We start from the raw sequence: 22555 nt of genomic DNA on the forward strand, positions 1-22555 counted from the left end.
GGCACGTCTTCACAAGCCGCCCCTTCCGCCCTACACTCATAGCGGGGGTTGACCCAGATCGGTCGGCCCGGAGGGCGAAACTTGAAAACGGCCAGGCGCTTTTCCCCCAAAGAAGCCGAGGAAATCTACCTGGTGCCCTACTGGGGAGCAGGGTTTTTCCGGGTGGGGCGGGACGGGGAGCTGGAAGTGACCCCCATGGGCGAGAAGGGGCCTTCCGCCTCCCTTCTGGAGATCGTGGAGGCCCTGAGGGACGAGGGCAGGCCCCTGCCCCTCGTCCTCCGCTTCCCCCAGATCCTCGAGGCCCGGGTGCGGGAGCTGAACGAGGCCTTCCAGCGGGCCATGGAGAAGTACGGCTACGCGGGAGGCTACCGCGGGGTCTACCCGGTGAAGGTGAACCAGCGGCGGCTGGTGCTGGAAACGGTGGCCCGGGCGGGGAGGCCCTACCACTACGGCCTTGAGGCGGGCAGCAAAGCCGAGCTGGCCCTCATCCTGGCCCAGGACCTTTCCAAGGAAGCCCTGATCACCACCAACGGCTTCAAGGACGACGACTTCATCCGCCTGGCCCTCACCGGGCGCAAGCTGGGAAGAAACGTGGTCATCACCCTGGAAAAGTTCGCTGAGCTGGCCCGGGTGGTGCGCATTTCCAAGGAGCTGGGGGTGCGCCCCCAGATCGGCATCCGCTACAAGCTGAAGGCCAAGGGGGCGGGGCAGTGGGAGGCCAGCGGGGGGGAAAACGCCAAGTTCGGCCTCACCACCCCGGAGATCGTGCGGGCGGTGGAGATCCTAAAAGAGGAAGGCCTCCTGGACACCCTGGTCATGGTCCACGCCCACATCGGCAGCCAGGTGACGGACATCCGCCGGATCAAGGCGGCGGTGCGGGAGGCGGCCCAGACCTACGTGCAACTCCGCAAGCTGGGGGCCCCCCTCACCTACCTGAACCTGGGCGGGGGTCTGGCGGTGGACTACGACGGCTCCAAGACCAACTTCTACGCCTCCGCCAACTACACCCTTCCCGAGTACGCCGAGGACCTGGTCTACGTGACCAAGGAGGTGGTGGAAGCCCAGGGCGAACCCCACCCCACCCTGGTCACGGAGTCGGGCCGGGCGGTAACCGCCTACCACGAGGTCCTGGTCCTGGAGGTCATCGACGTCATCACGCCTCCGGGGGAAACCCGGCCCTCCCCCCCGCCCGCGGAGGCCCACCCCCTGGTCAAGGAGCTCTGGGAGAGCCTGGAAACCCTCTCCCCCAAGAACTTCCGCGAGGTCTACCACGACGCCTTCGCCGACAAGGAAACCCTGCAAACCCTCTACGACTTGGGGTTAGTGTCCCTAAGGGACCGGGCTTTGGCCGAGGAGATCTTTTACCACATCGCCCGCAAGGTGTATGCCATCGTGAAGGAGCTGCCCTACGCTCCCGACGAGTTTGAGGACCTGGAGAAGCTCCTGGCCGACAAGCTGGTGTGCAACTTCTCCATCTTCCAGAGCCTTCCCGATGCCTGGGCCATCCACCAGCTCTTCCCCATCGTGCCCCTAAGCCGCCTCCACGAGCCCCCCACCCGCCAGGCCACCCTGGTGGACATCTCCTGCGACTCCGACGGCAAAATCGACCGCTTCATCGACCTGCACGACGTGCGCCAGAGCCTTCCGGTCCACCCCATCCGCCCCGGGGAACCCTACTACCTGGGGGTCTTCCTGGTGGGGGCCTACCAGGATGTTCTCGGGAGCAACCACAACCTCTTCGGCCAGGTGGGGGAGGCCCACGTGGTGGTGGACGAGGAAGGCTTCGCCATTGAGCGCTTTGTCCCCGGGGAAAGTGCGGAGAAGGTCATAGAGAAGATGGGTTTCACCGCCCGGGAGCTTTCCTTGGGGGTGGAGCGCCTGGTGCGGCAAAGCCGCCTCTCCCCCGCGGAAAAGGGAGCCTTCCTGGAGCGGTACGCCCGGGAGCTCCAGGGGTACACCTACCTGGAAGACTAAGGGGGGTTAAGGCCCTGTTAAGGGGAGGCGGGCCACCCTGGAGGTATGGCCTGGGGGAAGAGCCGCTATACTGGGCTTAGGTTGCACCCCACCCTGGAGCTTCTGGACCCGCTGAACCCCGTCCGGCGCCGGATGGCCCTCTGGCTTTTACCCCTGGGGGCCGTACTGGCCTTGGTAGCCCTTTGGACCTCTCACCTAAGCGGCCTGGACCCCGTGGACCGCTTCTTCCTGCCCCTTTTGGCCGTAGGCTTCGCGGGGCTGGCCGCCGCCTTGTGGCGCTTCCCCCGCTCCGCCTCCTGGGTCCTGCCCTCGGCGCACGGGCTCATCGCCTTGTACCTGCTCAGCACCCTGGCCTTCCAGCTCCTTTTCCGCCCCAACCCCATGGGCCTTTCCCCAGCCGCTTTCTGGGTTCCCTTCGTCTACTTTTCCAGCTTCCTCTTCTTTCAGACGCGGCAGGCAGTCCGCCTCGCCCTCCTCTACCTCGTTACCCTCGGCTTCCTCTCCGTACTGGGAAGTTTCCGAGGCCACTTTCAGGTGGCGCACCTGAACGCCCTAGCCCAGTTTTTTGGAGCCAACCTGGCCTACGTGGGCCTCCTCTACATGCTGGTGCGCATCAAGGAAGGCTACATGGAGGCCCAGCTGGACGCCTACACTGATTTCCTCACCGGGCTGAGGAACCGGCGCTACCTGGATTTGGTGCTGGAGCGCGAGCTCTTCCGCGTGCAGCGCTACGGCCGCCCCCTCTCCCTCATGGTCCTGGACTTGGACGGCTTCAAACAGGTCAACGACACCCACGGCCACGAGGTGGGGGACCGGGTGCTCAAGGCCCTGGCCGCCTGCCTCGAGGCCCATGTCCGGCAAAGCGACCGGGCGGTGCGCCTGGGGGGGGAAGAGTTCGCCGTGGTCCTGCCCGAAACCTCCCTGGCCCAGGCCGCACGCCTGGGGGAGAGGCTCCGCCAGGCGGTGGCCGCCCTGAAGGTGCCCCCGGTGGCGGCGCTCTCCGTCAGCGTGGGCGTGACCCAAGCCACCCCCACCGACTCCCCTCTTTCCCTCATCAAGCGGGCCGACGAGGCCATGTACCGGGCCAAGCGCCGGGGGAAAAACCGGGTGGAGGTAAGCTAACACCCCTTGCCCCAAGCCCCGGCGAGGCCATGGACGGAGCCTGCCATCGGGGTAGGGGTTCAGCGCTAAAGGTAGAAGGGCCGAAGCCGCCCATAAGGAAGCGCGGCCCCAAGGGGCCGCGTCCTTGAACCTTGGCCCGGGCCGTAGCCTAAAGCCCGGCCTCGCGCCGCAGAGCCTCCACCCGGTCGGTCTCCTCCCAGGGGAAGCCCGCGCGGCCAAAGTGGCCGTAGGCGCTGGTGGGGGTGTAGATGGGCCGGAGGAGGTCCAGCTCCTCAATGATGGCCAAGGGCCGGGGGTCAAACACCCTCCCGGCGATCTCGGTGATCTTCTCGTCAGGCAGCACCCCGGTGCCGAAGGTTTCCACCCGCAAGGAAACGGGCCGGGCCTTGCCGATGGCGTAGGCCAGCTCCACCAAAGCCCGCCGAGCTAGCCCCGCCGCCACCAGGTTCTTGGCCATGTAGCGGGCGTAGTAGCTGGCGGAGCGGTCCACCTTGGTAGGGTCCTTACCGCTGAAGGCCCCGCCCCCGTGGGGCACCGCCCCTCCGTAGGTGTCCACGATGATCTTGCGCCCGGTGAGGCCGGTGTCCGCGTGGGGTCCCCCCAGGATGAAGCGGCCCGAGGGGTTGATGAGGTATTCCGTTTCCCCCTCTCTGAGGTACTCGGGGGGGATGGCCTGGCGCACCACATCGCGGATGAGGTCCTCGCGGAGCTGGTCCTGCTCCACCTCGGGGGAGTGCTGGGCGGAGACCACCACCGTCTTCACGTAAAGGGGCCGGTCTCCCTCGTAGACCACGGTGACCTGGGCCTTGCCATCGGGACGCAGGTAGGGAAGAAGGCCCGTCTTGCGCACCTCCGCCAGACGCATGGTGAGGCGGTGGGCCAGGGTGATGGGCAGGGGCATGAGCTCGGGGGTCTCGTTGGTGGCGTAGCCGAACATGAGGCCCTGGTCCCCTGCGCCCGTGCGGTCCAAAGGGTCGGTGGACTTGAGCACCCGCCACTCGTAGGAGAGGTTCACCCCGCCCGCGATGTCCGGGGACTGCTCGTCGATGGCGGTAAGCACCGCGCAGGTGTCGGCATCAAAGCCGTACTTGGCCCGGGTGTAGCCCACCTCCCGCACCGTCTTGCGCACCAGGCCGGGGATGTCCACGTAGCCCTCGGTGCTGATCTCCCCTGCCACGAACACGAGCCCGGTGGTGACCAGGGTTTCCGCCGCCACCCGCGCCCTCTTGTCCTGGGCGATGAGGGCGTCCAGGATGGCGTCGGAAATCCGGTCCGCCAGCTTATCGGGGTGACCTTCCGTGACCGACTCGGACGTGACCAGCCTCAACTTGCGCACCTCCTTCTACGCCCCTGCCGGGGCAACCCTGATAGTATAGCACCCCCCCTTGGTCGTCCAGGTATGATGGCGGCTTGTGAAGGACCCTAGGAGGCCCATCGGCGTCTTTGACTCGGGGGTGGGTGGGCTCACCGTCCTCTCCGCCCTCAAGAAGGCCTTGCCCCAGGAGGATTTCCTCTACTTCGGGGACACCGCCAGGGTGCCCTATGGGGGGAAGCCCCTTTCCATGGTCCGCCGCTTCGCTTGGGAAATCGCTGGCTTCCTCCTCCGGCAGGGGGTGAAGGCCATCGTGGTGGCCTGCAACACCGCCAGCTCCGCGGCGTTGCCGGATCTGGCGGAGGATCTTTCCGTGCCCGTCTTTGGCGTGCTGGAGCCGGCGGCGGAGGTGGCCCGCACCTACCGCAAGGTGGGCCTCATCGGCACCCAGGCCACGGTGGATAGCCGGGCCTACGAGCGTCTCCTGGAGCTGGCCTGGGCCAAGGCCTGCCCCCTCTTCGTCCCCCTGGTGGAGGAAGGGCTCTGGAACGACCCCGTGGCCCTCTTGGTGGCCCGGCACTACCTGGAGGAGGCGCCCAAGGACCTCGAGGCCCTCATCCTGGGGTGCACCCACTACCCCTTTCTGAAGGGCACCCTGCAGAAGGTCCTCCCCGGGGTGCGGCTCATCGACTCCGCCGAGGCCACCGCAGAGAGGGTGGCGGAAGCCCTGAGGCGGGAAGGGCTTTTGAACCCCCAGGGCACGGGCAGGGTGGTGCACTTCGTCACCGGGGACCCAGAGAGCTACAAGAACCTGGCCGGGCGCCTGGGGGTGGAGGTGGCCGAGCTCCGCCGGGTGAGCCTGGAAGAGCTTTAAGGTCGAAGCCCCCGTATCCGGGGGCAAAGGGAACCCAAGGGTGATACAAAGGCGTATGGCCAAGAAACCTCTGATTGACCAGCTCCACCACGAGGACGCCTGGCGGCTTTTCCGCATTCTGGGCGAGTTCGTGGAGGGATTTGAAACTCTTTCGGAAATAGAGGTCCCCCTGGTTTCCGTCTTCGGCTCCGCCCGCTTTGGGGAAGACCACCCCGCCTACGCCTTGGGCTACCGCTTGGGAAGGGCCCTGGCCCAAGCGGGCTTCGGGGTGGTCACGGGTGGGGGGCCAGGGGTCATGGAGGCGGTGAACCGGGGAGCCTTTGAGGCGGGCGGGGTAAGCGTGGGCCTGAACATCGAGCTTCCCCACGAACAGAAGCCTAACCCCTACCAGACCCACGCCCTCACCCTGCGCTACTTCTTCGTGCGCAAGGTGCTCTTTGTGCGCTACGCCCACGCCTTCGTTTTCCTCCCCGGGGGCTTCGGCACCTTGGACGAACTATCGGAGGTCCTGGTGCTCATTCAGACGCAGAAGGTCCACCCCTTTCCCGTCTTCGCCTTGGACCGGGGGTATTGGGAAGGCCTCCTTTCCTGGATGGCCTTCCTGAAGGAACGAGGGGCCATCGACCCCCAGGACCTCGCCCTCCTCACCCCCCTGGACACCCCGGAGGAAGTGGTGGAGGCCCTCAAGGGAGTATCCTGAAGGGGATGCGCGTGGTCCTGGCCACCTCCAACCCCGGCAAGGTGCGGGAGCTCAAGGAGGGGCTCGCCCCCATGGGCTGGACCCTCCTTTCCCTGGCCGACTTTCCCTTGCGCATGCCCAAGGAGGAGGGGGCCACCTTCCTGGAAAACGCCCTCCTCAAGGCGGCCTATGTGGCCAAGGCCACGGGGCTCCCCGCCCTGGCCGACGACTCGGGCCTGGAGGTCATGGCCCTGGGGGGTGAGCCCGGGGTCTACTCCGCCCGCTACGGAGGCCGGGAAACCGATAGGGAAAGAAACGTCTACCTTCTGGAAAGGATGCGCCACCTGAAGGGGGAGGAGCGCAAGGCCCGTTTCGTGGCCGTCCTGGTCCTGGCCTACCCCGACGGGCACGCGGAGGCCTATGAGGGCAGCGTGGAGGGGTACATCCTCGAGGCCCCCCGGGGGGAGGGAGGCTTCGGCTACGACCCCCTCTTCTACGTGCCCGAAGCGGGCAAGACCTTCGCCGAGATGAGCCTGGAGGAAAAGGCCCGCTACTCCCACCGGGGCAAGGCCCTCCTGGCCCTTCTAAAGGCCTACGAAAAAGGCCCTCCGCCCAGGGAGATCTCCAAACTGGAGTGAGTCCGGTGCATCATGGACCTCCTCTCGCCGCACATCGCCCTTTACCGCCTCTACGACCTGGCGGACGAGATCGACCTCTCCCGCCTCTCCACCCCCCGCCTGCGCCTTTCCCGGCCCAGGCTGGGAGCGGTGCGCTTTGAAAACCCCCCGGCACAGGTGGAGCTTGGGGTACGGAGCGTGGAGGGCATATCGGGCCTCCTCACCGCCCGGCTTTACGAGTTCGGGGTGGCCGCCCTTTCCTTTCAGGTGCACCTGGGGGAAAGGGTGCCGTGGGAAGCCTTCCTGGAGAAGGCCCTGAGCATCCCCAGCCTGCCCTTCTGGGAGGGCTTCTTCCTGGCGGAACTGGCCGCCCTCGAGCCCTACCTGCAAGGCGCCCTCCTGCGCCCGGAGGAGAAGCGCCTCTCGGAAGAGTTCACCGTCTACCACGCCCTGGGGTTTGAGGGGCACAAGGCGGCAAGCCCCCCTGTGGACCTCACCCCTCTCTGGATGGGGGCCAAGGAGGAGTTTGCTCCCGAGGTGCGGCGGGAGATGGAGCGCTACCGCTACAGCTACTCCACCGAGGACCTGGCCCTTTTGGGCTTTGACCGGGTCTTCATCCTGGACTCGGAGGGCATCTGGGACGTGGCCGACCTGGTGGAGTTCGTCCACGCCCAGCTCCTGGAGCTCTCCTACTACGACGGGGTTCTCACCCAGGAGCTGGAGGCAGTGCCCCAGGTCCTCCGGCCCCGGGGGCTTTGGGGCTACGGGCGCCTGCAGCGCCTGAGGCGCCGCCTCATGGCCCGGCATGCGGAAATCGCCGACGTGCGGGCCCGGATGGAAGGGGCCTTGCGCATCACCGAGGACCTCTTCTACGCCAAGATCTACCGGGCGGCCTTGGAACTCTACGGGGCCCATGAGCTGGAAAGGAGCCTGGAGGAAAAGCTCAGGGTCCTCGAGGCCACCTACGAGATGGTCACGGAAGAGGTGGTCCACCTAAGGAGCCAGGCGGTAGAGGTGGGCATCCTGGCCCTCATCGCCTTTGAGGTGGTGCGGGCCCTGCACTAAACCCCAAGCCGCCGCTTCCCCTGCCGGGGAGGGGTCTTTGGGACTTGCGTCCTTGGGACGAGTGGTATGCTTGGGGAGCAGGGCGCGGTAAAAACGTTAGCGGAAGCGCTACCACGCGCCCGGAGGTGGGATATGAAGAAAGCACTGGCGGTACTGGCTCTCGGGCTTTCCCTGGCCCTCGCCCAGGGGAAGATCACGGTGTGGACCCATTTCGGCGGCCCAGAGCTGGAGTGGCTGAAGGCCCAGGCCCGGGCTTACGAGAAAACCTCCGGCACCAAGGTGGAGGTGGTGGAGGTTCCCTTCGGGGACATCAAGCAGAAGTTCATCCTGGGGGCCCCGCAGGGGCAGGCGGCGGACCTGGTGGTTTCCATCCCCCACGACTGGCTGGGGGAGATGGCCCAGGCCGGGGTGCTGGAGCCCATGGGCAAGTACGTAACGCAAAGCTACCTCTCCGATCTCCAGGGGGTGGCGGTGGAGGCTTTCACCTTTGGAGGTAAGCTCTTTGGCCTGCCCGCCTTCGCCGAGAGCGTGGCCCTCATTTACAACAAGAAGTACGTGAAGGAAGCCCCCAAGACCTGGGACGAGTTCCTGGCCCTGGCCCGGCAGTACACCACCGGCTCCACCTTCGGCTTCCTCTACAACATCGGCGACCCCTACTTCAACTTCGGCTTCTTCAAGGCCTTTGGCGCCGACAACGTCTTCGCCAAGGACGCAAAGGGGAACCTGGACCCCGCTAGGCTCCTCCTGGGCGGGGAGGTGGGAGAGAAGGCCCTGGCCTTCATCAAGGACCTCCGCTACCGCTACAACCTGGTGCCCGAGGGCGTGGACTACGGCGTAGCCGACGGAGCCTTCAAGGACGGGGCCTTGGCCATGATCATCAACGGCCCCTGGGCCCTGGGGGACTACAAGAAGGCGAAGATCGACTTCGGCATCGCCCCCTTCCCCACCCCGCCCGGGGCTAAGAACCCCTGGGGCCCCTTCCTGGGCGTGCAGGGGGTGGTGGTGAACGCCTACTCCAAGAACAAGACCGCCGCGGTCAACTTCGCCAAGACCCTTATCTCCGGCAAGAACCTGGTGTCCTTCAACCAGGCAGGTGGCCGCATCCCCGTTTCTAAGAGCGCCGCCAAGACCCTGGAGAAGGACCCGGTGGTGGCGGGCTTTGCCAATGTCTTCGCCCTGGGCACCCCCATGCCCAACATCCCCGAGATGGGCAAAGTCTGGGGCCCTTGGGGCAACGCCATCAGCCTGGCGGTGCAGAAACCCGACTCCAACGTGAAGAAGATCGTGGAGGACATGGTGGCCGAGATCAAAAAGGCCATCGGCAAATAAGGCCCATGCCCGCCCCCTACGGGACCATCCTCCCCCGTGGGGGGCGTATCGTTAAAGCATGAAGCACCCGCCTGGCCTGAAAGGCTTTCTCCTGGCCCTCGGCCTCCTCCTGGGCCTCCTCGTCCTGGCCACGGGGGTGGCCCTTCTGGGCTACCTGGCCCTCGAGGCCTACTTTGCCCCGCCCGGCTGGACCCTCCTGCTTTTGGCCCTCTTGGTCCTAGTCCCTGGAGCCATCCTGATAGGGCGCCTCTTCCCCTGGCTCACGGACTGGTACTACTTCCTCCCCGCCCTCTCCTTCCTCCTGGTCTTCACCCTCTACCCCATCGGCCTCACCCTCTACCTGGCCTTCACCGACTACTCCGGGGCCAAAAACGGCTTCCCCGACCGCTCCACGGAAACCCGGGTGGTGAAGCAGGAGGGTAACCGGCTCACCCTGGAAGAACCTGTGCGGGAGGCTCTCCGTTGCGACCCCTGCCGGGGGGAACCGGTGGAGGTTTATGCGGAAGGCCACCGAGCGCGGGCCAAGGTCCTCGAGGCCGAGGGAAGCACCCTGCTCCTGGACCGCGCCCTCCCCTTCCCGGCGGCCTTCGTGGCCAAGGTGAACGCCTTCCGCTTCGTGGGCCTCAAGAACTTCGCCTTCATCCTCTCCCAGGCCAGCCAGGCCCTCCTGCCCGTCTTCGCCTGGAACGTGGTCTTCGCCGGCGCCACCGTGCTTTTGAACGCCCTGGTGGGCCTGGTCCTGGGCCTCATCTTGAACAACAAGGCCCTGAAGCTAAGAAACTTCTACCGCACGGTGCTCATCGTGTCCTGGGCCCTCCCCGGGGTCATCACCGTGCAGGTCTGGGTGGCCCTCTTGAACTACAACTTCGGGGCCATCAACCGCCTCCTGGGGGTCCTGGGCATCTACCCCATCCCCTGGCTCAACGACCCCGACTGGGCCAAGGTGGCCATCCTCCTGGTGAACCTTTGGCTGGGCTTCCCCTACATGATGACCGCCACCTTGGGAGCCCTTTCCACCATCCCCGACGAGCTCTACGAGGCGGCCAAGGTGGACGGAGCCACTCCCTGGCAGGCCCTTTGGGGCATCACCCTGCCCCTTTTGGAAAAACCCATGGTGCCCATCCTCCTCTCCTCCTTCGCCTTCAACTTCAACAACTTCTACATCATCTACCTGCTCACCGGGGGCGGTCCGGCCCAGGAGGGGCGCCTGGCCACAGCCCAGGCCACGGACATCCTCATCTCCTGGGCCTACAAGACCGCCTTCAGCGCCGAAGGGCAGTCGGCCTACGGCCTGGGGGCGGCCATCAGCCTCCTCATCTTCGCCATCACCGTAGCCATCAGCCTGGTGAACTTCCGGGTCACGGGGGCCCTAAGGGAGGTGAGATAGATGCGGCGCCTGCTCTATTTCTTCTTTGCAGGCCTTATCCTCTATGGAGCCTACTGGTTCGCCGTCCACCGGCTTTTTGACGAGGGCTCCTACCGCAAGCAGGTGGCCTTCGGTAGCGTCTTCGTGCCCTATGGCTGGGCCTATGCCCTGGGCATCCTTTTGAGCCTGGTCCTCCTGCTTCTCCTTTACAGCGTGATTCACACCGCCTTGGCCAACCGCATCCAAGGGCGCAAGCGAAGCCCTTGGCCCCTCTTCTGGCAAGGGGTGACCCACCTCTTCCTCTGGGTGCTGATCCTCCTCGTCTACTACCCCGTGGTGCAGGTGGTGGCCGCCAGCTTTGATCCCACCAACAACCTCTTCAGTTTCCGCAGGCCGGATACGGGGTTTCTCCTCCTGGACGCCAAGGTCATCCCTTACGTGCCCGAGCCCTCCTTGGAAAACTACGCCAAGCTGGTGGAGGGGGTGGTGCTTTACCCCTACCAGGTGGGCCTTCTCCTCCTCGGGGGGCTCGCCCTTCTGGGTGTAGCCCTCATCGGCCTCCTGAGGCGGCTCCTGCTCCCGGACGGCTGGATGGACCTCTGGCAGGGGAGGCTTCTTTTGGTCTTAGCCCTTGCCGTATTCGCCCTGGCCCTCTTCCTTTCCCCCAAGCAGTTCACCGGCCAGGGCACGGAGGCCAAGTTCCTCCTCTGGGTGCGGAACACCTTCCTCATCTCCGGGCTCACGGGGCTTCTGGCCGTCCTCCTCACCGCCACCGCCGGCTACGCCTTCGCCCGTTTCCGCCACCTGCCGGGCCGCTACCCCATGCTCCTCTTCTTCATCTTCGTGCAGATGTTCCCGGGGTTTTTGGCCCTGGTGGCCATCTACTACCTGCTTTCCCGGCTGGACCTCCTGAACACCTTCACCGGGCTGGTGCTGGCCTACTCCGGGGGGATCATCAGCTTCGGCACCTGGGTGTACAAGGGGTACCTGGAGAGCATCTCCCCGAGCCTCGAGGAGGCGGCCATGGTGGACGGGGCCACCAAGTGGCAGGTGTTCACCCGGATCCTCCTCCCCCTTTCCGCCCCCATGTTCGTCTTCATCTTCCTCCTGCAGTTCGTGGGCACTTACTCTGAGTTCGTTCTGGCCAACCTGGTCCTCACCGGGGTGGAGAGCTGGAACGTGGGGGTGGGCTTAAGGAGCTTCACCACCGGCCAGTTCCAGACCAAGTGGGGGGTCTTCGCCGCGGCCAGCGTCCTGGGCTCCTTGCCCATCCTCTTCCTCTTCTACGGATTCCAGCAGTACTTCGTCTCCGGCTACACCGCGGGGGCGGTGAAGGAATGAGCCTCCACGACCTGGAACACGTGGACCCTCCCTTTCCCGACCTGGGGGAGGAGGTGGTCCTCTCCTTGGAAACCCCGGCAAAGGAGGGGCTTCTCCTTTTTGAGAAGGACGGGGAGATCCACCAAAAACCCATGGAAAGGACGGAAGGGGGCCTAAGGGTGCGCGTCTTCCTGCCCACGAGCCCCTTCCGCTACGTCTTCCGCCTCCCGGAAGGCTTCCTGGGAAGCCACGGCCTGGAAAAGGCCCTCCCCCGCTACGACCATTTCTTCCACCTCCTGGCGGGACCCCAGCCCCCGGAGTGGGCCCAGGGGGCGGTCTACTACCAGATCTTCCCCGACCGCTTCCGCATGGGGCGCCCCGAACTCGCCCCCCAGGACGGGGCTTGGCGCTACCAGGGGAGGCCCATCCGGAGGAAGGCCTGGCACGAGCCCCCAGGGCCCGAAGGCCCCTGGGAGTTTTACGGGGGGGACCTGTGGGGCATCCTCGAGGCCCTTCCCCACCTGGAGGGCCTAGGGGTGGAGGTGCTCTACCTCACCCCCATCTTCCAAAGCCCCTCCAGCCACCGCTACGACACGGAAGACTACCTGCGGGTGGACCCCCACCTGGGAGGAGAAGAGGCCCTGGAAGCCCTCTTCCAGGCTTTGGAAAAAAGGGGCATGCACCTGGTGCTGGATGGCGTCTTCAACCATGTGGGGGCCACCCACCCTTGGTTTCAAAGGGCCCTAAAGGACCTGGAGAGCCCGGAACGGAGCATGTTCACCTTTTACCCCGATGGCTCCTACGCCGCCTTCTGGGGGGTGAAGTCCATGCCCAAGCTGGACTACGCCTCCCCCCTCACCCAGGAGCGCTTCGTCTTTGGCAGGAAGGCCCCCATCCGCCACTGGATGCGCCTAGCCCACGGCTGGCGGCTGGACGTGGCCCACTCCATCGGGGAAGGGGGGACGAACCGCAAAAACGCCCGCTGGCTCCGCGCCCTGGCCCGGGCAGCCAAGGAGGAAAGGCCTGAGGCCTTGGTCATCGGGGAACTCTCCTACGACGCCACCCCCACCCTGCGCGCCCACACCCTGGACGGGGCCATGCACTACGCGGGCTTCGCCCACCCGGTGATGGCCTGGCTCTCCGGGCGGGACGTGTACGGGCGGGAAGCGACCTTGAGCGCAGAGGAAGCCTGGGAGGTGCTCTGGGACCACTACCGGGCCCTGCCCCTGCAGGTGCGCCACGCCATGTACACCTTTGTCTCCTCCCACGACATCCCCCGGGCCCTGTGGCGGCTTCGGGGCAACCAGGAGCTTTTCCAGTTGGCCTACGCCCTCCTCTTCGCCTTCCCCGGGAGCCCCGCCATCTACTACGGGGACGAGGTGGGCCTCTCCCAACCCAACCCCTACACCCTGTGGCAGGGAGACCCCTACTGCCGGGCTCCCTTCCCTTGGAACGAGGCCCTTTGGAACCGGGAGGCACTGGGGTTCTTGAGGCGCCTGGTGCGCCTCAAGAAGACCCACCCCGCCCTGCGCCGGGGAAGCCTTCTGCCCCTGAAGGCCCCGGAGGGGGTGCTGGCCTTTCGGAGGCGGTACCGGGGGGCGGAGGTCTGGGCCTTCTTCGCCAAGGAGGGGGCGCGCCTAAGGCTCCCCAGGGGGGTGGACCTCCTGCGGGAGGAGGAGGTGGCGGGGGAGGTGGAGGCCCAATACCTCCTCTTCCAACCCTTAAACTGAAGGGGGTGCGCTTGAAGCGGTTTTCCGGCAGGGTGAGGCGGGTGGTGCGGAAGGAGGCTTCCCGCGGGGATCTCCTGGCGCAAGCCGAAGCGCTCAAGGGAGAAGGCGGCAGGGCTATAGGCTTCCGCAGGCGGCTCTTGGGGCTCCTTCGGGAAGCCCAACGCCGCTGGGGTTCTTTCTCCCCGGAAGAAAGGCAACGCTTTCTCGCCCTGCTTACCGGGCTTCTGGCCCTCTTACCCCTGGGGCGGCTGGGGCGGGTGGGATGGCTCCTGAAGCGGGCCGCCGGACCCGAGGGCCAGGCCCTTTTGGGCCTTCTCCTGCGGCTTCTAAGACGCTAACCCCTTTCCGGGGTATACTCTTCCTTTGTGCGGGATGTCCTCGAGGTCCTGGAGTTCCCCAAGGTCCGCGCCCTCTTGGCGGAAAGGGCCAAGACCCCCTTAGGGCAAAGGCTGGCCTTGGCCCTTGCCCCCCTCCCCCAGGAGGAGGCGGAAAGGCGCCACGGGCTCACCCAGGAGGCCCTGGCCTACCCCTACGCCCTCCCCGAGGCGGGAGCGTTGCAGGAGGCCTACCGGCGGGCCCTAGAAGGGGGAAGGCTTTCGGGCCCTGAGCTCCTGCGGGCGGCCCAGGCCCTCGAGGAGGCCATGGCCCTCAAAGCGGAGCTCCTCCCCTTGCAAAACGCCCTGAGCCAGGTGGCGGAGGGCATAGGGGACCACAGCGCCTTCCTCGCCCGGGTCAAAAAGGCCCTGGACGAGGAGGGAGCGGTGCGGGACGAGGCTAGCCCCCGCCTGGCCCAGATCCGCCGCGAACTCCTGCCCCTCCGCCAGGAGATCCTGGACCGCCTCCACGCCCTCATGGACCGCCAGCGGGAGGCCATCCAGGACCGCTTCGTCACCCTAAGGCGGGAGCGCTACTGTATCCCCGTGCGAGCGGGCATGGCCCACAAGGTGCCGGGCCTCCTCCTGGACGAGTCCGAGTCCGGGGCCACCCTCTTCATCGAGCCCCCTTCTGTGGTGAAGCTCAACAACCGCCTCCAGGCCCTGCGCCTGCAGGAGGAGGAGGAGGTGAACCGCATCCTGCGGGAGCTCTCGGAGAGGCTGGCCCAGGACCCCGGGGTACCGGGCACCCTGAAGGCCCTGGGCCTTCTGGACCTGGTGCAGGCCCAGGCGGCCCTGGCCCGGGACCTGGGCCTCACCCGTCCCCGCTTCGGGGAGCGCTACGAGCTTTGGGAGGCCTTCCACCCCCTCATCCCAAACCCCGTCAAAAACTCCTTCGCCCTGGACGATGCCCACCGCCTCCTCCTCATCTCCGGCCCCAACATGGGGGGCAAAACCGCCCTCTTGAAGACCCTGGGCCTGGCGGTCCTCATGGCCCAGTCCGGCCTCTTCGTGGGGGCCAAGCGGGCCCTTTTGGCCTGGCCCGACCGGGTCTTTGCCGACATCGGGGACGAGCAGTCCCTCCAGGAAAGCCTCTCCACCTTCGCCGGGCACCTCCGCCGCCTCAAGGAGATGCTGGAGGGGGCCACGCCCCAAAGCCTGGTCCTCATCGACGAGCTGGGCAGCGGCACCGACCCCGAGGAGGGAGCGGCGCTTTCCCAGGCCATCCTGGAAGCCCTCTTGGAGCGGGGGGTGAAGGGCATGGTCACCACCCACCTCTCCCCCCTGAAGGCCTTCGCCCAGGGGAAGGAGGGCATCCAGAACGCCTCCATGCGCTTTGACCTGGAAGGGCTTCGCCCCACCTACGAGCTGGTCCTGGGGGTGCCGGGGCGGAGCTACGCCCTGGCCATCGCCCGGAGGCTCGCCCTGCCCGAAGGGGTGCTGAAGCGGGCCGAGGCCCTTCTGCCCGAGGGGGGTAGGCTGGAGACCCTCCTGGAAAAGCTGGAGGCGGAAAGGCTCGCCCTCGAAGAGGAACAGCGCAGACTCCGGGAAGAGCTCGCCCGGGCGGAGGAGCTGAGGCGGCGCCTCGAGGCCCGCGAGGCCCGCTACGAGGAGGAGCGGGCGGAAAGGATGCGGGCCCTGGAAGAGGAGGTGCGCAGGCAGCTTCTCCAGGTGGAGGCCGAGCTCAAGGCCCTGAAGGAAAAAGCTCGGGTGGGAGCCAAGAAAGACGCCCTTAGGGAGCTTATGGCCCTAAGGGAGCGCTACGCCAAAAAGGCTCCCCCACCCCCGCCCCCCGCGGAGCTGGCCGAGGGCCAGCTGGTGGAGGTGGTCTCCCTGGGCCGCCAGGGGCGGCTCTTGGAGCTTCGGGGTGAGGAGGCCCTGGTCCAGGTGGGCCCGGTGCGGATGACCCTGAAGGCCAAGGAGCTCAAGCCCCTCAAGGCCCCCGAAGCCCCCAAAGCCCTTTCCACCAGGCCCAGGCGGGAGGTGAAGGAGGTGGACCTCAGGGGGCTCACCGTGGAAGAGGCCCTCCTCGAGGTGGACAGCGCCCTGGAAGAGGCCAAGGCCTTGGGGCTTCCCACCCTGCGCCTCCTCCACGGCAAGGGCACGGGGGCCCTCAGGCAGGCCATCCGCGAGGCCCTAAGGCGGGACAAACGGGTGGAAACCTTCGCTGACGCCCCTCCCCACGAGGGCGGGCACGGGGTCACGGTGGTGGTGCTGAAGAGCTAAGCACCCACGGACAAAGGCCGCTCCATCGGCCAAAGCCAAAGCGGCTTGCCCATGACCTCTTTGGGGCCCCCGTCGTGGTGCAAGCCACGACGGGGCACTTAGAAGGAGCGGCCTTCCAGGGCCTCTATGCGCCCTCGGATGACCGGGGGCAAAGGCGCAGGCCTGCCTCCTTCCAGCCAAACCTGAACCGTCTTGCCCCGGGCGGCCTCCTCCCCCCTGGCCAGGAGGAGGTACTCCATGTCAAAGCTGCTCCGCCCGATGCGCACCACCCGCACCCCCACCTCCACGGGATCCTCGAGGAGAATGGGCTTCAGGAAATCCACCTCCGCCCGGGCCAGGATGAAATGCCCCTTCTCCACCCAGTCCCTTTCCAATCTCTGGAAGTAGGCGGCGCGGGCCACCTCAAAGTAGGTGAGGTAGACCGCGTTGTTCACATGCCCCAGGGCATCCAGGTCGCGGAAGCGTACCTGTATGGGTACGGATACGGGAAAACCCTCCACGAAGCCAGAGTATACCAGGGCTGACCCGCGGGTCAGGTATAGTGGGGCCATGGAAACCACGTGGGACCTAACCCCCCTTTTCCCCGGCCTGGAAAGCCCCGAGTTCCAGGCAGCCTGGGAAGGCGTGAGGAAACGGATTGGCCAACTCAAGGAGCAGGTGGACCAACAAGCCCCTCTAAAGGAGGTCCTGGCCTCCCTGGACAACCTTTTGGAGGAATCCACTCCCCTTTGGGCCTACCTCTACGCCCGCTTCACCGCCGACACCGCCGACGAGGCCGCTTTGGCCAAGCTCTCCGAGCTGGAGGTGCTCTTTTTGGACTTCCAGCGCCTCAGGCCCCGCCTCACCCGCTACCTGGCCCTGCAGGACCCGGAGGAGGCAGGGCCTTACCGCATCCTGGTGGAGGAGGCCCGGGAGGAAGCCCTGCACATGATGCCCGAGGGGGAAGAAGTCCTGGCGGCGGAGCTATCCCTTTCCGGACGCCAGGCCTGGTCCAAGCTCCACGAGAACCTCACCAGCCAGATCACCGCGGTGGTGGACGGGGAGGAGTTGCCCATCACCCAGGTGCGGAACCTCTACTTCCGCCCCGAGGAGGAGGTGCGCAAGAAGGCCTACGAGGCAGAGCTTTTGGCCTGGGAGCGCCACGAGGTGCCCCTGGCCTACGCCCTGAACGGGGTGAAGGGGGAAGCGGGCATCTTGAACCGCAGGCGGGGCTACCGGGACGACCTCGAGCCCAGCCTGCACCGAAACCGCATCACCCGGAAAGCCCTCATGGCTCTCTTGGAAGCGGTGCGGGAAAACCTTCCCCTCTTCCACCGCTACTTCCTCCTGAAGGCCAAGGCCCTGGGCAAGGAGAGGCTGGACTGGTGGGACCTCTTCGCCCCCATCGGCCAGGGCCGGAAGTGGACCCTGGAGGAGGCCCGGCGCTTCATCGTGGAAAAGCTCGCCGCCTTCAGCGAAAACGCCGCCCACGTGGCGGAGGCAGCCTTCCAGGAGCGCTGGATGGATCTCCTGCCCCGCAAGGGCAAGATCGGCGGGGCTTACTGCATGGGAAGGGGCGGGGGCAAAAGCCTCATCCTGGCCAACTACGAGGAAAGCTTTGAGTCGGTTTCCACCCTGGCCCACGAGCTGGGCCACGCCTACCACAACTTCGCCCTGGCCCGGGTGCCCGCCAGCCTCCGGGAGGTGCCCATGACCCTGGCAGAGACCGCCAGCATCATGAACGAGACCCTGGTGGTGGAGGCAGCCCTTAAGGAAGCCTCCCCGGAAGAGGGAGTTCTGATCCTGGACGCCTACCTCCAGGGGGCGGCCCAGGTGGTGGTGGACATCTACAGCCGTTACCTCTTTGAGTCTTGGGTCTTTGAAAGGAGGAAGGCCCGGGAGCTTTCTCCTAGGGAGTTCAAGGAACTCATGCTGAAGGCCCAGAAGGAGGCCTACGGGGAGGTCCTTGCCACCCATCACCCCTACATGTGGGCGGTGAAGGGGCATTACTACGGCGCTGACTTCTACAACTACCCCTACACCTTCGGCCTCCTCTTCGGCCTAGCGGTCTACCAGGAGGCCAAGGAAGACCCTGCCTTCGCCCAACGCTACGAGGAGCTCCTGGCGGCTAGCGGCATGCACCCCGCCAAGGAGCTCGCCGCCCGCTTCGGCTTTGACCTGGAGAGCGTGGACTTCTGGCGCAAAGGGATGAGGGTGCTGGCGGAGAAGGTGGAGGAGCTGGAGAGGCGCCTGGCCTAAATACCCCGCCGTGGCCACAACGGGGTGCTCTTGACGCTTTCCTGACCTGGGGAAGCTACCTTGGGAGTCATGCGCCTCCTCGTCCTCTGCACCCACAACTCGGCCCGCAGCCAGATGGCCGAGGCCTGGCTTAAACACTTCGCCCAGGAGCTGGGGGTGGACCTCGAGGTCCACTCCGCGGGCACGGAAAAGACCTACGTGAAAGAGGAGGCCCAGCGGGCGATGGCCGAAGTGGGTCTCCCCCTGGAAGGGCACCGCTCCAAAACCCTCCTGGAGGTCCCCGACCCCTGGAACTTCCACCTGGTGCTCACCGTCTGCGACCAAGCCAAGGAGGCCTGCCCCGCTTACCCCGCACGTACCCTAAAACGCCACGTCTCCTTCCCCGACCCCACGGGGAAACCCCTGGAGGAATGGCGCCGGGTGCGGGACGCCCTGGGGCGGATGAGCCTCTTCCTGGTGCGAAACCTAAAGGAAGGCCAGGTACCCTCCGACGAGGCCCTGGCCCAGGCCGCTTGGGGCGCCTGAGCACCCCCTGGGGCTCGCTCCCTTCGCCTGGCGGAGGCCCTGGGTACCCTTTCGCCGGGGCCGCCATGCGGACAAAGTCCGCGTGGGGTGGTATAAGGCGGCACGAAGCGCCCTTGCGCCAAAGTTACCCCATAGGCAAGGGTCCGCTCGTCGTGCCCCTAATCCTCGGGGGGTACTTAAGTACCCGCACGCAAAGGTTGCCCCCCTGGTCAAGGCCAAAGTGGCGTGCTCATGGCCTCTTTGGGGCCCCCGTCGTGGCTTACGCCACGACGGGGTACTTAGGCCTTGTCCCCCACGTGGATGGCCGCTACCCCAAAGGTGAGGAGCTCGTAGCGCACAGAAAAGCCCGCTTCCTCCATGAGGGCCTTCAGGGCCTCAGGGGGAGGAAAGGCCTCCACGCTCTCGGGCAGGTAGCGGTAGGCGCCGAAATTTCCCGAGATGAGACCTCCCAAAAGAGGCAGGAACCTTTGGAAGTAAACCCGGTAGACCAGGCCGAAGGCCCCCTTGGGGGGCGGGGGGAACTCCAGGATCACCAGCCTGCCCCCCGGGGCCAGAACCCGGTGGAGCTCCCCCAGAGCCCTCCGGTAATCAGCAAAGTTGCGGAAGCCGAAAGCGATGGTGATGGCGTCAAAGGCGCCCTCGGGAAAGGGCAGGGCCAGGGCGTCGGCCTCGAGGAAGCGCACCGCAAGCCCCCTCTCCCGGGCCTTCTTGCGGGCAAGCTCCAGCATGGGGGGGGCGAAGTCCGCCCCCACCACCTCCGCCCCCGGAGCTGTTTGCTTCAGGAGAAGGGCCAGGTCCCCGGTGCCCGTGGCCAGGTCCAAAACGCGCCCGGGGCGCTTCTCCAAGGCCAGCCGCACCGCCCGGCGCCGCCACCTTAGGTCGGTCCCGAAGGAGAGGAAGCGGTTTAGGAGGTCGTACCGGGGAGCGATCTCCGAAAACATCCGCCGCACCTGCTTGGCCTTTTCCTCGGGCGAAAGCGCCACGGGGGCAGTCTAGCACCTTAGGGGGCGTTTGGCCCACGGGACTAGGGTACAATCGTGGGCGTGTTGAAGGACCATAGGCGCCTAGGGGTTCTGGTTCTTTTGGGGGGCGGGGTGCTCCTCCTCCTCTGGTACCTGGCCCCTTGGGCTGTACCCCACCGCCTTTTTGGGGGCGAGGGCGTCCTCCTCAACCCCTTCGGCCACCACCTCCCCCAGGGGGGCCTGCCCCCAGGCTATTCCGACGGCTGGCTTCGGCTGCTCTTCTACGCTTCCTTGGCCTGGCTCCTCCTGGCCCTCCTTGCCCCTTGGACCAAGGCCCCTACCCGGGGGCTCTACTGGGCAGGCTTTGCGGGCCTCCTCCTCTTCCTCCTCACCTACCTCCTCTTCCAAGCCAGCGTAGCCCAGGTGAACGCCGGAGCGGAAAGGCCCCTCCTCAGACGGTACAGCCTGGGGCTGGGAAGCTACGCCACCTTGGCCTTTGGCCTCTACCTCCTCCTCCTGGCCCGGGTCTTCTCCCCTGGGGGGCTGGCCTTCCTGGTGCGCAGGCGGGGCCTGGTGGTGCCGGTCTTCTCCCTCCTGCTGGCCTCCCTTCTGGGCGGGGTCATGGTGGCGGTGCTGAAGGAAAATCCCGGGGAGGCCGCCTCCTGGCGGGAAGCCGCCATGCTCAAGCTGGACCTCATCACCTACACCTACCAGCTCCTCTACAGCCCCCTGGTGAACCCTTCGGGCTTCCTGCAAAGCCTCCTCCTGGCCACGCCCCTGATCTTCACCGGCCTCTCGGTGGCCCTGGGCTTCCGTGGGGGGCTTTTCAACATTGGAGCCCCGGGGCAGCTCATCCTGGGGGCCATCGCCGCCATGCTGGTGGGGGTGTACCTGCCAGGGCCCAGGTGGCTGGTACTGCCCCTCGCCATCCTGGCCGCCGCTTTGGCCGGCGGGCTATGGGGTGCCCTGCCCGGTTGGCTCAAGGCCCGCTTCGGAGCCCATGAGGTCATCAACACCATCATGCTGAACTACATCGCTGCCAGCCTCTTCCTCTTCCTGATTTCCGCCAACGAGTACAAGTTTTTCGGGAATACCCTCTTCCTGCCCTTCAAGTACCCCGGCTACGAGGCCCGGAGCCACGAGATCCGCCCGGAAGCCCGCATCCCCCACTGGACCGACCTGGTGGCCCCCGGGGGGGAGCTTTCCTTCGCCCTGCCCCTGGCCCTCCTCCTGGGGCTTTTGGGCTACTTCCTGGTCCGGAGGAGCCTGGGCCATCGGGTGCTCTTTGGCCTCCTGGGGGTGGTGGCGGGCTACGTGCTGGGCGGCCTCCTGCCTGGGCCCGCGGTGGCCTTCGGCCCCGACCTCACCTCGGTAAGGCTCAACGGGGCCTTCCTCCTGGCCCTCTTCGCCCTCCTCTTCTTCCACTTCTACGTCTTCCGCACCGTAGGGGGGTACGAGCTAAGGGCCATGGGCCTGGCTCCCAAGGCGGCGGAGTACGGGGGGGTGCTGGCGGGGAGAAAGATGGTCCTCATCATGTTCCTGGCGGGGGCCCTGGCGGGCCTGGCCGCCACCCACTACGTGCTGGGCGGGGGAATTGACGAGTACCGCCTGAAGCAGTCCCTGCCCTACTCCGTGGGCTTTGACGGCATCGCCGTGGCCCTCATGGGCCAGAACACCCCCTTGGGGGTGGGCCTCGCCGCCTGGCTTTTCGGCATCCTCCTTACGGGAGGATTGCAGGTGAACCTGCAGCTTGGCATCAGCCGGGAGCTGGTGGCGGTTTTGCAGGCCCTGGTGGTCCTCTTCATCGCCGCCGGGGGCTTTTTGCCCCGCTACTTCACCGACCCCCTGCGGGCGGCGGAGGTGGAGCTCAAGGAGGAAGCCCGCAAGCGGGAAGCCGAGGAAGCGAAGGAGGCGAGATGAACCTGGACACGGCTTTTCTTGCGGCCCTTCTTCTCTCCACCCTGCGGCAGACCACGCCCCTCCTCTTCACCGCCTTGGGGGGCATGTTCTCCGAGCGGAGCGGGGTGGTGAACATCGCCTTGGAGGGCATCATCCTCTTCGGGGCCCTCACGGCGGCGGTGGTGGTGGAGCGGTTTGAGGCGGCGTTAGGCCCTGGGCCCCACCCCTGGCTCCCCTGGATGGGGGTCCTGAGCGCCATGACGGTGGGAGGGCTGGTGGCCCTGGTGCATGCGGTGGTCTCCATCCGGTACCGGGCCGACCAGATCATCAGCGCCACCGCCATCAACCTCCTGGCCCTGGGGGCTCCCAGCCTGGTCCTCACCTACTTCTACGGCAACGCCACCAGCTCCAAGGAGGTGGTGAACCGCCTCCCGCTTTGGGGGCCCGAGGGGTTCGCCCTTTCCCCCTTGGTCTACCTGGCCTTCCTCCTGGTGCCCCTGTCTTGGTGGGTCCTCTTCAAGACCCCCTTCGGCCTGCGCCTCCGGGCGGTGGGCGAGCACCCCGAGGCCGCCGACACCCTGGGGGTGAACGTCTACCGCATGCGCTACGTGGGGGTGGTTCTCTCCGGGATCCTGGCGGGTTTGGCCGGGGCCTACCTGGCCATCGGCTTCCTCAACCAGTTTGTGCGGGGGATGTCCGCGGGGCTGGGCTTCATCGCCCTGGCCGCCATGATCTTCGGCAAGTGGCACCCCTTGGGCATTCTCTTCTCCACCCTGCTCTTTGGGTTCGCCAGCGCCCTGGCCATCCAGCTCCAGGGCACGGAGATCCTGCCCGCCGTTCTGGTGCAGGCCTTCCCCTACGTGGTCACGGTGCTGGTCCTGGCGGGCCTCATCGGCAGGAGCCGGCCCCCGGCGGCGGTGGGCAAGCCCTACGAGAAGTAGCC

General features: G+C 66.5%; 19 protein-coding genes. 16 read left to right on the forward strand and 3 right to left on the reverse strand.

Annotated features, from left to right (window positions below):
* Positions 1-81 precede the first annotated feature (81 nt).
* Both speA and L1088_RS02330 read left to right on the forward strand, forming a co-directional pair.
* Positions 82-1974, forward strand: a complete 1893-nt coding sequence (gene speA / locus L1088_RS02325; protein WP_038048222.1) for a biosynthetic arginine decarboxylase — start codon at positions 82-84, stop codon at positions 1972-1974.
* 45 nt (positions 1975-2019) lie between these two features.
* The gene (locus L1088_RS02330; RefSeq protein WP_234553555.1) at positions 2020-3096 is read left to right on the forward strand and encodes a GGDEF domain-containing protein; all 1077 of its coding nucleotides are present in this window, start codon (positions 2020-2022) and stop codon (positions 3094-3096) included.
* Between the two features lie 148 nt (positions 3097-3244).
* On the opposite strand, the gene metK is transcribed toward L1088_RS02330, so the two are convergent.
* A complete protein-coding gene (gene metK, locus L1088_RS02335) occupies positions 3245-4423 on the reverse strand; it encodes a methionine adenosyltransferase (RefSeq protein ID WP_234553556.1) in 1179 nt (392 codons plus the stop codon).
* Positions 4424-4508: 85 nt separating this feature from the next.
* Between metK and murI the strand changes: the two genes are divergently transcribed.
* From murI to L1088_RS02385, 10 genes are all read left to right on the forward strand, one after another.
* On the forward strand, positions 4509-5282 hold the full coding sequence (murI, locus tag L1088_RS02340; protein WP_234553557.1) for a glutamate racemase: 774 nt from the start codon (positions 4509-4511) through the stop codon (positions 5280-5282).
* 55 nt (positions 5283-5337) lie between these two features.
* Positions 5338-5982, forward strand: a complete 645-nt coding sequence (locus L1088_RS02345; protein ID WP_038048226.1) for an LOG family protein — start codon at positions 5338-5340, stop codon at positions 5980-5982.
* Between the two features lie 5 nt (positions 5983-5987).
* Complete coding sequence (locus tag L1088_RS02350) at positions 5988-6599, forward strand: XTP/dITP diphosphatase (RefSeq protein ID WP_038048229.1); 612 nt, start codon at positions 5988-5990, stop codon at positions 6597-6599.
* Between the two features lie 12 nt (positions 6600-6611).
* Entirely contained in the window at positions 6612-7643 is a 1032-nt protein-coding gene (locus tag L1088_RS02355; RefSeq protein WP_038048231.1) for an RMD1 family protein, read from the forward strand.
* A 132-nt stretch (positions 7644-7775) separates the two neighbouring features.
* Positions 7776-8972, forward strand: coding sequence for a sugar ABC transporter substrate-binding protein (locus L1088_RS02360; RefSeq protein ID WP_038048233.1), 1197 nt, complete (start codon positions 7776-7778; stop codon positions 8970-8972).
* A gap of 58 nt (positions 8973-9030) precedes the next feature.
* Positions 9031-10359, forward strand: coding sequence for an ABC transporter permease subunit (locus tag L1088_RS02365; RefSeq protein WP_234553558.1), 1329 nt, complete (start codon positions 9031-9033; stop codon positions 10357-10359).
* On the forward strand, positions 10360-11679 hold the full coding sequence (locus tag L1088_RS02370) for a sugar ABC transporter permease (protein ID WP_234553559.1): 1320 nt from the start codon (positions 10360-10362) through the stop codon (positions 11677-11679).
* The gene (locus L1088_RS02375) at positions 11676-13388 is read left to right on the forward strand and encodes a glycoside hydrolase family 13 protein (RefSeq protein WP_038048244.1); all 1713 of its coding nucleotides are present in this window, start codon (positions 11676-11678) and stop codon (positions 13386-13388) included. The genes L1088_RS02370 and L1088_RS02375 overlap by 4 nt, the downstream gene beginning before the upstream one ends.
* Before the next feature lie 5 nt (positions 13389-13393).
* Positions 13394-13726: a hypothetical protein gene (locus L1088_RS02380; RefSeq protein ID WP_234553560.1), complete on the forward strand. Its 333-nt coding sequence runs from the start codon at positions 13394-13396 to the stop codon at positions 13724-13726.
* A 27-nt stretch (positions 13727-13753) separates the two neighbouring features.
* Entirely contained in the window at positions 13754-15988 is a 2235-nt protein-coding gene (locus L1088_RS02385; RefSeq protein WP_234553561.1) for an endonuclease MutS2, read from the forward strand.
* Between the two features lie 98 nt (positions 15989-16086).
* On the opposite strand, the gene L1088_RS02390 is transcribed toward L1088_RS02385, so the two are convergent.
* On the reverse strand, positions 16087-16488 hold the full coding sequence (locus L1088_RS02390) for an acyl-CoA thioesterase (RefSeq protein WP_038028725.1): 402 nt from the start codon (positions 16486-16488) through the stop codon (positions 16087-16089).
* Positions 16489-16537: 49 nt separating this feature from the next.
* On the opposite strand from L1088_RS02390, the gene L1088_RS02395 reads away from it, so the two are divergent.
* Together L1088_RS02395 and L1088_RS02400 are read left to right on the forward strand one after the other, a co-directional pair.
* A complete protein-coding gene (locus L1088_RS02395) occupies positions 16538-18226 on the forward strand; it encodes a M3 family oligoendopeptidase (protein ID WP_234553562.1) in 1689 nt (562 codons plus the stop codon).
* A 69-nt stretch (positions 18227-18295) separates the two neighbouring features.
* Entirely contained in the window at positions 18296-18751 is a 456-nt protein-coding gene (locus L1088_RS02400) for an arsenate reductase ArsC (protein ID WP_234553563.1), read from the forward strand.
* Between the two features lie 278 nt (positions 18752-19029).
* On the opposite strand, the gene ubiE is transcribed toward L1088_RS02400, so the two are convergent.
* Positions 19030-19692, reverse strand: coding sequence for a bifunctional demethylmenaquinone methyltransferase/2-methoxy-6-polyprenyl-1,4-benzoquinol methylase UbiE (ubiE, locus tag L1088_RS02405; RefSeq protein WP_234553633.1), 663 nt, complete (start codon positions 19690-19692; stop codon positions 19030-19032).
* 102 nt (positions 19693-19794) lie between these two features.
* On the opposite strand from ubiE, the gene L1088_RS02410 reads away from it, so the two are divergent.
* Together L1088_RS02410 and L1088_RS02415 are read left to right on the forward strand one after the other, a co-directional pair.
* The gene (locus tag L1088_RS02410) at positions 19795-21633 is read left to right on the forward strand and encodes an ABC transporter permease (RefSeq protein ID WP_234553564.1); all 1839 of its coding nucleotides are present in this window, start codon (positions 19795-19797) and stop codon (positions 21631-21633) included.
* Positions 21630-22553 carry an ABC transporter permease gene (locus L1088_RS02415; protein WP_234553565.1) on the forward strand — a complete coding sequence of 308 codons (924 nt, stop codon included), beginning with the start codon at positions 21630-21632 and terminating at the stop codon, positions 22551-22553. The genes L1088_RS02410 and L1088_RS02415 overlap by 4 nt, the downstream gene beginning before the upstream one ends.
* Positions 22554-22555 lie beyond the last annotated feature (2 nt).

The sequence above is a fragment of the Thermus caliditerrae genome, assembly GCF_021462525.1.
Classification (GTDB): domain Bacteria; phylum Deinococcota; class Deinococci; order Deinococcales; family Thermaceae; genus Thermus; species Thermus caliditerrae.

Coding starts and splice junctions, on each gene's coding strand:
- L1088_RS02360 (WP_038048233.1), top strand. CDS start 7,776: ATGAAGAAAGCACTGGCGGTACTGGCTCTCGGGCTTTCCCTGGCCCTC.
- L1088_RS02350 (WP_038048229.1), top strand. CDS start 5,988: ATGCGCGTGGTCCTGGCCACCTCCAACCCCGGCAAGGTGCGGGAGCTC.
- L1088_RS02330 (WP_234553555.1), top strand. CDS start 2,020: ATGGCCTGGGGGAAGAGCCGCTATACTGGGCTTAGGTTGCACCCCACC.
- L1088_RS02365 (WP_234553558.1), top strand. CDS start 9,031: ATGAAGCACCCGCCTGGCCTGAAAGGCTTTCTCCTGGCCCTCGGCCTC.
- ubiE (WP_234553633.1), bottom strand. CDS start 19,692: ATGTTTTCGGAGATCGCTCCCCGGTACGACCTCCTAAACCGCTTCCTC.
- L1088_RS02355 (WP_038048231.1), top strand. CDS start 6,612: ATGGACCTCCTCTCGCCGCACATCGCCCTTTACCGCCTCTACGACCTG.
- L1088_RS02375 (WP_038048244.1), top strand. CDS start 11,676: ATGAGCCTCCACGACCTGGAACACGTGGACCCTCCCTTTCCCGACCTG.
- L1088_RS02400 (WP_234553563.1), top strand. CDS start 18,296: ATGCGCCTCCTCGTCCTCTGCACCCACAACTCGGCCCGCAGCCAGATG.
- L1088_RS02345 (WP_038048226.1), top strand. CDS start 5,338: ATGGCCAAGAAACCTCTGATTGACCAGCTCCACCACGAGGACGCCTGG.
- L1088_RS02415 (WP_234553565.1), top strand. CDS start 21,630: ATGAACCTGGACACGGCTTTTCTTGCGGCCCTTCTTCTCTCCACCCTG.
- L1088_RS02370 (WP_234553559.1), top strand. CDS start 10,360: ATGCGGCGCCTGCTCTATTTCTTCTTTGCAGGCCTTATCCTCTATGGA.
- L1088_RS02395 (WP_234553562.1), top strand. CDS start 16,538: ATGGAAACCACGTGGGACCTAACCCCCCTTTTCCCCGGCCTGGAAAGC.